We start from the raw sequence: 11,119 nt of genomic DNA on the forward strand, positions 1-11,119 counted from the left end.
CAAAATATTTAATACCTAAACGATCCCTTTTCACCAGTATAGTGAAAAGGGACTTTTAGTTTTTTAGATCCTATTTCCCATCTTTTTACATAGCTTTTGTAATTAGAACCGTCTGCAATAATTTGACTTGGATTTAGTGTTTTAATCAATCGTTCTAAATTTATTTTAGGAGAATGCTGTAAAATAACGATTGGTTTTTCTAAACCATGAACAGGATACACACCCAAGCTATCAATCACCAAAATATTCTTTTTTCTAACCCTAAAAAAAGCTGGAATTTCTGCAACAAAATTTGGCTTTACATTTTCGCCAACTGCATAGGTTTGAATTATATGTAAATGCTTTGTTTTTATAATATCTAAATTATGATAGATTTTTACAGCGGCTCCATTTCTGAAGCCAAAAACAGAAGCAATACCTTTATGAAAAACAACAAACTCTTTTTTAGTGTTTTTTTGATAATTTTCAAATAGAAAAACGCCTTGAAAAAGCAACACAGCTCCTAAAAAGTAGATTCCTTTTTTAGGAGACATTTTTATCCAAAAACTTACCCCTAAAACAATCAGTACATAAGCTGCCATCATCATTAAAAAGGACACAGAAATATCTTTGAATAAAAAATATTCTTGTCTAGAAATCCAACTGACAAAACCGTTCATTACCGAAATAACAAACCCATACATTGAAGCTAAAAATTGCGGTAAAACTCCTAATAATGCCATAAAAATTATCAGAATTCCGCCAATTAAAATAGTTCCCAAACAAGGAATTATAATTAAATTAGAAAGCATAAACAACCCCGGAAACTGATGAAAATAATACAAACTTAAAGGTACAACACCCATCTGCGCAGCGATAGAAACCGTTATTAATTGCCAAATTTTATTTTCAATTTTATAGGTAGGCGTATATATTTTATACAGTTTTGGTTGTATCCAAACAATACCAAAAACAGCCAAATAACTCATTTGAAAACCAACATCAAATAAAAATAGAGGCTTTATTAATAAAAGCAAAAACATCGAAGCAATCAAAGAAAATTCTGTTACTTTTTTTCGTTGAAAGGCGTTGCCGATTGCTAAAAAAGTAAACATGGTAACTGCCCGAACCACAGAGGCAGACAAGCCGGCAATAAAAGCAAACATCCAAAGAATTAAAATAATTAAAATCGATTTTATAAATTTTCCGTGCTTAAAACGCTCTACTGGCTTAAATATAAAAGATAAAATGAGTAAGATAATACCAACATGCAAGCCTGAAACGGCTAAAATATGAATGGCGCCTGCTTTAGAATAATCATTAATTAAGTCTTTAGATATATCTTGTCTCTGCCCTAATAACAATGCATTAATTACGGCCAGTTCATTTGTTTTAAAATGATATTTTAAAAGTGCTTCTTCAATTTTATCTCTAAATTTAGCTGAAAAACCAACCAAAGAAAAACGATTAAATCCTAAACTTTTATAGTCTCTTTTTTCTAAAAAGACTTGTTGATGTATTCCTTGCTTTGCTAAATAAAGTTTATAATCGAATTGATGCGGATTTAATGGCGGACTTAATTCTGTAAAAAGTGATTTTGTGTACAAAATTTCATCAACCTTAAGATGATTAGAAATACTATCTTTATAAATATTTAATAAGATGCTGCCTCTTGTTTTTACACCATCAACTTGTATAACATCAGCCTGAAATTTATCGTTATAAGCACCCGATTTTAAAACCTTTATTACTTTTAAAGTAACACTAGCAGTATCATGTAAATAGACTTTATAATGATTTTTATAGTTTGCATTATTGTTTACAAAAACGGCGGAAATCCCTACAAAAAAAAACAATAAAAAAGACAATAAAGTTCTGATGATTTTACTCGGAACCCACCATAACAAGAAGGTTATTGATAGCAATAATAGTAATAAATTTAAAAAACCAAACTGCCAAAAACTTGCATAAAACTGCAGCAGAATTCCTACAATTAAAAATACAACTAAATGCAGTGGCAAATATTCGAGTAACTTTTTCATAGCCAGCTAAAGATACTCAAATAAAATAAAACTTTTTAAAGAATCGAAGTTGCTTTTACAAACGCTTTTTTCCAGTATTTCTGTGACAGAGAAGAAACAATTACGCCTTTAGAACTCGTGGCATGTATAAACCAAATCTGTCCGTTTTTTACCGCCATAATTAAACCCACATGATTAATTTTTCGTTTACTTTTTTGAGTTTTAAAAAATAATAAATCGCCTTTTTTAGCTTTGCGCAAAGAGACTTTTTTTCCTCTTTTTGCCATGTCTCTAGAAACTCTTGGCAATAGAACATTTTCTTTGCCAAAGGCAACAAAGATTACCCCAGAACAATCCATTCCTCTTTTGGTTGTGCCACCAAATTTATATTTTACGCCTTTGTATTTTAATGCGTTTGCAACGATTTTATCTGTTTTAGAAACCTGTTTGTTGCTCCTTTCTTTAGAGGAAGCACAGCCACCTAAAATCAAAGAAAAAAACAAGATCACCAAACCTTTTTTCATACCCTTTACTCCGTTACCCCTTTCACAATTAATTTTGCTGTTTTTTGGGAGGCTCCTTTTCCTCCTAACTTTTTCTCTAACTCAAAATAAGCTAAAAACATTTTTTTTCGATGGGTATCATCCAAAATTTTAGTGAGTTCTTCTTTTAACGTCGATCTGTTAAAATCATTCTGAATTAACTCGGTAACCACTTCCCGATCCAGAATTAAGTTAACCAAAGAAATAAATTTTAGCGTAATAATTCTTTTTGCTATTTGATACGAGATCGAGCCTGCTTTATAACAAACAACCTGCGGTATTTTAAACAAAGCAGCTTCTAAAGTTGCCGTGCCAGAAGTTACCAAGGCAGCTGTTGAAACCGACAATAAGTCATACGTTCTGTTATCAATAAAATTCACTTTTTTATCACCAATAATGCGTTCATAAAAAGAAAAATCTTGACTTGGCGCACCTGCGATTACAAACTTATATGCTGAAAAATCATCAACGAGAGACAACATTACAGAAAGCATTTTTATAATTTCTTGTTTTCTACTTCCCGGTAATAATGCAATTATAGGTTGCTTACCTAACTTAAACTCCTCTCGAAATTTATATTCGCCTACTTGTTTTCTATCAGCAATGGCATCAATTAAAGGATGCCCTACAAAAGTTACTTCGTATTCATATTTTTCATAAAATTCTTTTTCAAAAGGAAGAATTACAAACATTTTATCAACATCTCTTTTAATCCCTTTTAATCTACCTGGCCTACTGGCCCAAACTTGCGGAGAAATATAATAATTAGTTGAAAATCCTTTTTGCTTTGCCCATTTTGCAATGCGTAAATTAAAACCAGAGTTATCGATAAAAATAACAACATCTGGCTGAAATTGTTCGATATCTTTTTTACAAAATTTAATAAACACCAAAACCTTATTCAAGTTTCGTAAAACCTCAAAAAAGCCCATAAAAGCTCTATCTTTATAATGACTTACAAGCGTACCGCCTGCTTTCTGCATTAAATCTCCACCCCAAAAACGAATATCTGAGGCTGCATCTTCTTTATAAAGCGCTTTCATTAAATTAGAACCATGTAAATCTCCAGAAGCTTCACCTGCAATAATGTAATATTTCATTAAATAAACTTTAAAATTAAGGTTGTTAAAGCAATTGCAATCGTCATTAATAAGACTCCTTTTGCTCTATTATCTTGTTTTTTTTTGATAAAAATAAAAAATACAAATAAATTAGGAATTGCAGCAATAGATAAAATCTTACCATACAAGTCTCCGTCTTCTATCATTTGTATGGTTTCCCTAAATCCGAATCTAGAAAAGTACTCTACATATAAAAAACAACCAGCCGCAGTTGCAAATAAGGAAATTAAAATGCCTATTAAAATATCTTTTTTTACAGTTCCCAAGAATTCAATTTTTGAATCATATGATGCGCCGTTAAATCAAACTGAACCGGCACAATAGAAATGTAACCATTTTCTAACGCATATACATCTGTATCTTGCCCTTTATCGTTGTTTACAAACTCACCAGAAAGCCAATAATACTCCTTACCAAAAGGACTTTTACGTTTATCGAAAATCTCTTTCCAAACGCCCATGGCTTGTCTACAAATTTTAGTTCCTTTAATTTCTTCTTTTTTTAGATTAGGAATGTTTACGTTCAAAACAATCCCTTCTGGCAAACCATTGGATAAGGTATTTAAAGTAATTTTTTTTATAAAATCTTCAGAGGGCTTAAAATCTGCGTGCCATTTAAAATCTAATAACGAAAAACCAATTGCAGGAATCCCTTCTATACCTGCCTCAATTGCGGCACTCATAGTTCCGGAATAAATTACATTAATAGATGAATTTGCTCCATGATTAATACCAGAAACGCATAAATCTGGTCTTTTATTTAAAATTTCACTAATTGCCATTTTTACACAATCTGCTGGCGTTCCAGAACAGGTATACTCTAATTGAGGTCCGTCGTCAATAGTTATAGGATTGCATGTTAACACATTATCTACTGTAATTGCGTGCCCCATTCCGCTTTGCGGACTATCGGGAGCTACCACAACGACATCTCCAATTTTATTCATTATTTTAATAAGCGCTCTGATTCCTGGAGCTGTAATGCCATCGTCATTTGTCACTAAAATTAAAGGTCTTTCTTGCATTCGATTTTTAAATTTAAGTTTACATCCTAAAATTGATTTTTAGCATCAATTTAGCTCAAATATTCAATTTTAAGAATGAATTTTATATCTTTAAAGCAAATATAATTTATTTTATGCGATTTTCTTTTTAACATTTTGTAAAGAATAAAAAAGACTAATTATTCGTAAAATTGTAAGAATTTAATTTATGGCACAATTTTAGCCCATTGGTTATTATAAAATACAAATAACAACAGTAAATTTATGAAAACAAACTATAAGTTTAGTATCAGTTTTTTAGCAATTGTTTTATTGTTAACGAGTTTTAGTTTTAATGCACAAAACCAAAAGGATAACCCAAACATTGATCCTGAAAAAGATAAAGTATTAGTATATGTTTTAAAAAACATTTTAACCAGAGGTCATTATGTTGCAAAAGATTTAAATGATGATTTTTCTGAATTAGTTTACACTTCTTTTATTGATGCTTTAGACCCGAGTAAGCGCTATTTTACACAAGAAGATTTAAAAAAGTTTTCGCAATATAAATATCAAATTGATAATCAATTATTACAAGACGATTTATCTTTTTATCAATTGGTTTATAATCGATTTTTAAGTAAAATTAGAAATGCAAAATCATATTATGGAGATTTATTAGCGCAACCTTTTCAATTTGATAAGGATGAATCCGTTAATATAGATTACACAAAATTGCCTTTTGCAAAAAACGATAGCGAGTTGATTGATTATTGGAGAAAACAACTAAAATTACAAACGCTAGGAAGAATACAAGAGCAAACTGATTTGCAAGAAGAAAAACTTAAAAAAGATAAAAAATATAAAGTTAAATCTTTTACAGCTCTTGAAATAGCAGCTAGAAAAGAGGTGCTAGAGAACATGAATGAATTGTATATGAGAATAGAAAGACTAGAAAATGATGATTGGTTTTCTACCTTTTTAAATTCTGTGGTAGGTGCTTTTGATCCTCATACCATGTATATGGATCCTACAAAAAAAGAGAATTTTGACCAAACCATGTCTGGAAAACTAGAGGGAATTGGCGCACGTTTACAAGAAAAAGGAATTTACACGCATGTTTCTGATTTGGTAGCCGGCGGTCCTGCATCTAAACAAGGAGAATTAGAAGCTGGTGACATTATTTTAAGAGTGGCACAAGGAGATGAAGAACCTTTAGATATTGTAGGAATGCGCTTAACAGATGCTATTAAATTTATCAAAGGAAAAAAAGGTACGGAAGTAAGATTAACCGTAAAGAAAAAAATGGATGGTTCTACAAAAATAATTTCTATTATAAGAGATGTAGTTCAGCTAGATGAAACTTTTGTAAAATCTAGTATTGTTGAAAAGAATGGCAAAAAATATGCAATCATCGATTTACCTAGTTTTTATATCGATTTTACCGATAATAATTATCGAGATTCTGCCAAAGACATGGAGAAAGAAATTGAACGATTAAAAAGTGAGGGTGTTGTTGGTTTAATTGTTGATTTAAGAAATAATGGTGGCGGCTCTTTAAAAACGGCTATCGAAATATCAGGATTGTTTATCAATCAAGGCCCAATTGTACAAGTAAAATATAGAGGCGAAAATCCGGTTGTTAAAAATGATATTGATCCGCAAGTGCAATGGGAAGGATCTGTTGTGGTTTTGGTGAATGAATTTTCTGCTTCTGCATCAGAAATTTTTGCAGCAGCAATGCAAGATTATAATAGAGCGGTTATTTTAGGCGGTAATCAAACCTACGGAAAAGGAACTGTGCAAAATATTTTACCAATCAATCAGTTTTATCCGAAGTACGAGCAAGATTTAGGATATTTAAAAATGACCATTCAAAAATTTTATAGAGTAAATGGTGGTTCTACACAAAAAGAAGGCGTTTATTCTGATATTGCAATGCCAAGTAGGTTTAGTTATATGAAGTTTGGTGAACGCGATTTAGAAGGCGCTTTGGCTTGGGATAAAGTACCTCAAGCAAAATATACTCAGACTAATTCGTATGCGAACTTTAACGACGTTATTTACAAGAGTAAAGAAAGAATTGCGGCTGATACCAACTTTAAATTGGTAAATGAATATGCAAAATGGTTAAAAAAGAATCAAGAAGACACTTCTTACTCTTTAAATTATAAAAAGTTTTTAAAGCAAAGTGATGAAAGAGAAAAAGAAGCAGATAAATTTAAATCTGTGTTCGATTACAAATCAAGCTTAACGTTTGAATCTCCTAAATACGAGCAATCTTTATTTTCTAGTAATAAAGATTTAGAAGACAAAAGAGTTGCTTGGCATAAAAACCTATCGAAAGATATGTACGTTTCTGAAGCTTTAGCTGTTTTAAGTGAACTAAAGTTAAGAGAAAAATCTAAAATGATTAAAAATTAAAGTTTACTTATAAACATCAATAAAAGCCTACTATATTTTTTAAATATAGCAGGCTTTTTTTAATTTTACACCATGAGCTACCAAATAACATTCCCTACAAAATGGTCAGATTTTGACCCAAACAGACACATGCGCCACACGGCATATAATGAATATGCTGCCGAAGTAAGAGTGCGCTATTTTGCCGAACAAAACTTTTCTATTGTTGAGTTGACCAAACATAATCTTGGACCGATTCTTTTTACGGAAGAAACGTCTTTTAGAAAAGAAATTCACTTAGGAGAAAACATTAGCGTAAACATGAAACTATCCGGACTTTCTGCAAATAATGAACGTTGGAAAATTACACATGAAGTTTTTAATGAAGCAGGAAAGTTAGCTGCGATTATAAAAGTGTATGGAGCTTGGATAGATTTAACAAAAAGAAAACTAACAATACCGCCTGTAGAAGCTCAAAACTTATTTTTAAATGCCGAAAAAACAGTCGATTTTGAGAAAATTATTCTAAAATCTAAAAGTTAAAGTTCCATATTAATTACAATTTTGCCTTTCGTTTTTCTATTCATCATCGCTTCTAGCGCTTTTGGTGCGTCTTTTAGCGCGTAAATTGTATCGATATGTGGTTTTAAATCACCTTTTGCAAACCAAGTTAATAATTGCTGTATGTTATCGAAGCTCTTTTTCGGCTCTTTTTGAGCAAATGCGCCCCAAAAAACACCCACAATACTTGCTCCTTTTAACAAGGTTAAATTAATGGGTATTTTAGGAATTTCGCCATTTGCAAAACCAATCACTAAATGCCTACCTTTCCAGCCAATTGCTCTTAAAGCTAATTCAGAAAAATGACCACCAACAGGGTCGTAAATAACATCGACACCGTTACCATTCGTCAATTCCTTAACTTTATCTTTTAAATTTTCTTCGGTATAATTGATCACCTCATCGGCACCGAATTGTTTACACAAATCTAGTTTCTCTTTTGTTGATGCAGCAGCGATTACTTTTGCACCCATTAATTTTGATAACTCTAAAGCGGTTAAACCAACACCACCAGAAGCGCCTAAAATTAAAATTGTTTCTCCTTTTTGTAAATTGGCTCTGTCTTTTAAAGCATGATAAGAAGTGCCATACGCCAATAAAAAAGCAGAGGCGTTGACCATAGACATTCCTTTAGGTTTAGGAAAACAGTCTTTCGCTTTTACAATCGCTTTTTCTGCAAAACCTCCAAAAGGAATAAAGCCTACAACTTCATCACCTACTTTAAAATGTTTTACAGCTTCGCCAACCTTTTCTACGATTCCTGCAACATCACTCCCTGGAGAAAAAGGAAATGCTGGTTTAAACTGATATTTCCCTTGAACTATTAAGGTGTCCGGAAAATTTACACTGCAAGCTTTTACAGCAATTAAAACGTCTTCTTTTTTAGGTGCTGGATTTTCTATTTCTTGATATTGTAAAGTATCTGGTGTCCCGAATTTGTTGCAAACAATAGCTTTCATAAACGTAATTTTTAACAAGATAAGCGAATTTATGAGAAAAAAAAAGCTTCTCTGTGATGAGAAGCTTTTTGTACAGGCGGAGAGACTCGAACTCTCACACCTCGCGGCACTAGATCCTAAGTCTAGCGTGTCTACCAATTCCACCACGCCTGCTTAATTAACAGATAACTCTGTCTTTTTGGTTTGCAAATATAAACAATCATCAGAAACTACAAAGCAGTTCATTATTATTTTTCTATTTTTGATGTAAATTAAAAAACAACCCATGAATACCATAAAAACGTACATAAGAGAACATAAGCAACGATTTTTAGACGAATTAATAGAATTATTAAAAATTCCGTCTGTTAGTGCAGACAAAGCTTTTAAAAAAGAGGTCTTATTAACGGCAGATTTTGTTTTAGAAAGTCTTAAAAAAGCAGGATGTGATAAAGTTGAAATGTGCGAAACTCCAGGATACCCAATTATTTATGGAGAAAAAATAATCGATAAAAATCTGCCTACAATTTTAGTATACGGGCATTATGATGTGCAACCCGCCGATCCTATAGAATTATGGACTTCACCTCCGTTTGAACCGATCATTAAAAAAACAGATATTCATCCTGAAGGCGCAATTTTTGCCCGTGGTTCTTGTGATGATAAAGGACAAATGTACATGCATTTAAAAGCGCTTGAATATATGACATCCACCGGAAATTTACCTTGTAACGTAAAGTTTATGATTGAAGGTGAAGAAGAAGTTGGTTCAGAAAGTTTAGCTTGGTTTGTACCTAGAAATAAAGAAAAACTGGCAAATGATGTCATCTTAATTTCAGATACTGGTATGATTGCCAATGACATTCCGTCAATTACAACTGGTTTGCGTGGTTTAAGTTATGTTGAGGTAGAGGTTACAGGACCCAATAGAGATTTACATTCTGGCTTGTATGGGGGCACAGTTGCAAATCCTATCAATATTTTATCAAAAATGATTGCTTCTTTGCACGATGAAAATAATCATATTACGATTCCTGGTTTTTACGATGCAGTTCAAGAATTATCAAAAGAAGAAAGAGCAGAAATGGCAAAAGCTCCTTTTAATTTAGAAAATTATAAAAAAGCACTAGATATTGATGCAGAAGCTGGCGAAAAAGGATACTCTACAAATGAACGCAATTCTATAAGACCCACTTTAGATGTAAACGGAATTTGGGGAGGTTATATCGGAGAAGGTGCAAAAACAGTAATTGCAAGCACAGCCTACGCAAAAATTTCTATGCGTTTGGTACCTCATCAAGATTGGAGAGAAATTACAGAATTATTTAAAACTCATTTTGAGAATATTGCACCAAAATCTGTAAAAGTAAAAGTAACACCGCATCACGGAGGGCAAGGATATGTTACCCCAATTGATACTATTGCCTATCAAGCGGCAAGTAAGGCTTATGAAACTACGTTTGGCAAAACACCAATTCCACAAAGAAGTGGAGGTAGTATTCCTATAGTAGCTCTTTTTGAACAAGAATTAAAAAGTAAAACTATTTTAATGGGATTTGGATTAAATTCTGACGCGATACACTCTCCAAACGAACATTTTGGAGTTTGGAATTATTTAAAAGGTATCGAAACTATTCCTTACTTTTACAAGTATTTTACAGAACTGAATTAAAAAAACAATACAACTACCACCTATTACTTTTTAACGAGTAAAAGAAACTATTGGAATAATCTTTCGTTATTATATTCTAAAAATATCGTTAATCTGTTATAGATTAGTAAAACTCATTGGGGAATGAAAATTATGAAGAAATTACTTTTAGGATTAGTACTGGTATGTTGTTATTCTTACCAACTAAATGCACAGGAAAACAATACAGGAAAAGAGAATTTTGACCATTGGTCAATAGATTTAGGTGCAGGAATTTATGAAATAGGTGCGCCCTTAAGTGATGGTTATAATGCCGATATTTTGTTTCAAGCTAGTTTTGGCGTTCGCTATATGTTTAATGAAAAATTTGGTTTGCGTTTAGGTTTAGGCTACAATAGTTTTTCTGAAACAGGTACTAGTTTACCTTTTCAATCAAATCTTTATAGAGCTTCTATAGAAGGTGTGGTGAATTTAGGTAATGTTTTAGATTTTCAAAACTGGACAGATCGTTTTAACGTTTTAGTACACGTAGGTGGAGGATTTTCTTCTTTAAATGTAATTGAGCCTACTGATAACGGTGGTGACCTTATTACTCATTTAAGCATAGGTTTTACGCCACAATTTAAACTATCTAACAGACTTTCTCTTTTTCTTGATTTTGCTGCTTTTATCAACTATAATCGTAACTATTCAGCCTAGATTTCAAAAAAGAGCTAGTTATTAACAATTCTATCTTTGCTTTTAGGAAAAAGAACGTTCTTGTTAACATTTGTTAGTTACTAGGTAACAATTATATGTTTGATTTTTAGTGCTTTTAAATTGTGTTTGTTTCCTTTGTATCAAAGCATTATAAATTGAACTCCGACAAAAAACGTATTGCAGAATTAGAGTCAAGAATTATATAATTAGAATCAATAATTG

Annotated in this window: 10 protein-coding genes and 1 tRNA gene; 4 read left to right on the forward strand and 7 right to left on the reverse strand. The window is 31.9% G+C overall.

What is annotated here, in order from left to right:
- Positions 1 to 8: 8 nt before the first annotated feature.
- The 5 genes from ES044_RS11505 to surE are packed head-to-tail and all read right to left on the reverse strand — an operon-like array spanning position 9 to position 4,687.
- Positions 9 to 2,021 (reverse strand): ComEC/Rec2 family competence protein, encoded by a 2,013-nt coding sequence (locus ES044_RS11505; protein ID WP_147119457.1) that lies wholly within the window; start codon positions 2,019 to 2,021, stop codon positions 9 to 11.
- Between the two features lie 35 nt (positions 2,022 to 2,056).
- Positions 2,057 to 2,524: a C40 family peptidase gene (locus ES044_RS11510; RefSeq protein WP_147119458.1), complete on the reverse strand. Its 468-nt coding sequence runs from the start codon at positions 2,522 to 2,524 to the stop codon at positions 2,057 to 2,059.
- Positions 2,525 to 2,529: 5 nt separating this feature from the next.
- The gene (gene lpxB / locus ES044_RS11515; RefSeq protein WP_147187171.1) at positions 2,530 to 3,642 is read right to left on the reverse strand and encodes a lipid-A-disaccharide synthase; all 1,113 of its coding nucleotides are present in this window, start codon (positions 3,640 to 3,642) and stop codon (positions 2,530 to 2,532) included.
- Positions 3,642 to 3,929, reverse strand: coding sequence for a hypothetical protein (locus ES044_RS11520; RefSeq protein ID WP_147187172.1), 288 nt, complete (start codon positions 3,927 to 3,929; stop codon positions 3,642 to 3,644). Before ES044_RS11520 ends, lpxB begins: the two co-directional genes overlap by 1 nt.
- Positions 3,917 to 4,687, reverse strand: coding sequence for a 5'/3'-nucleotidase SurE (surE, locus tag ES044_RS11525; protein WP_147119461.1), 771 nt, complete (start codon positions 4,685 to 4,687; stop codon positions 3,917 to 3,919). The genes ES044_RS11520 and surE overlap by 13 nt, the downstream gene beginning before the upstream one ends.
- Before the next feature lie 243 nt (positions 4,688 to 4,930).
- On the opposite strand from surE, the gene ES044_RS11530 reads away from it, so the two are divergent.
- On the forward strand, positions 4,931 to 7,069 hold the full coding sequence (locus ES044_RS11530) for a carboxy terminal-processing peptidase (protein ID WP_147119462.1): 2,139 nt from the start codon (positions 4,931 to 4,933) through the stop codon (positions 7,067 to 7,069).
- Between the two features lie 72 nt (positions 7,070 to 7,141).
- Positions 7,142 to 7,591 carry an acyl-CoA thioesterase gene (locus ES044_RS11535; protein WP_147119463.1) on the forward strand — a complete coding sequence of 150 codons (450 nt, stop codon included), beginning with the start codon at positions 7,142 to 7,144 and terminating at the stop codon, positions 7,589 to 7,591.
- Here ES044_RS11535 and ES044_RS11540 read toward each other — a convergent pair.
- On the reverse strand, positions 7,588 to 8,568 hold the full coding sequence (locus ES044_RS11540; RefSeq protein ID WP_147119464.1) for an NADPH:quinone oxidoreductase family protein: 981 nt from the start codon (positions 8,566 to 8,568) through the stop codon (positions 7,588 to 7,590). The two genes, ES044_RS11535 and ES044_RS11540, sit on opposite strands and share 4 nt — an antisense overlap.
- Positions 8,569 to 8,639: 71 nt before the next feature.
- A tRNA-Leu gene (locus ES044_RS11545) sits at positions 8,640 to 8,721 on the reverse strand.
- A gap of 112 nt (positions 8,722 to 8,833) precedes the next feature.
- On the opposite strand from ES044_RS11545, the gene ES044_RS11550 reads away from it, so the two are divergent.
- Both ES044_RS11550 and ES044_RS11555 read left to right on the forward strand, forming a co-directional pair.
- Positions 8,834 to 10,219, forward strand: a complete 1,386-nt coding sequence (locus tag ES044_RS11550) for a dipeptidase (RefSeq protein ID WP_147119465.1) — start codon at positions 8,834 to 8,836, stop codon at positions 10,217 to 10,219.
- A 132-nt stretch (positions 10,220 to 10,351) separates the two neighbouring features.
- Positions 10,352 to 10,897 carry an outer membrane beta-barrel protein gene (locus tag ES044_RS11555; protein WP_223813553.1) on the forward strand — a complete coding sequence of 182 codons (546 nt, stop codon included), beginning with the start codon at positions 10,352 to 10,354 and terminating at the stop codon, positions 10,895 to 10,897.
- Positions 10,898 to 11,119 lie beyond the last annotated feature (222 nt).

This window comes from Polaribacter sp. IC066 (assembly GCF_007997085.1).
Lineage (GTDB): Bacteria > Bacteroidota > Bacteroidia > Flavobacteriales > Flavobacteriaceae > Polaribacter.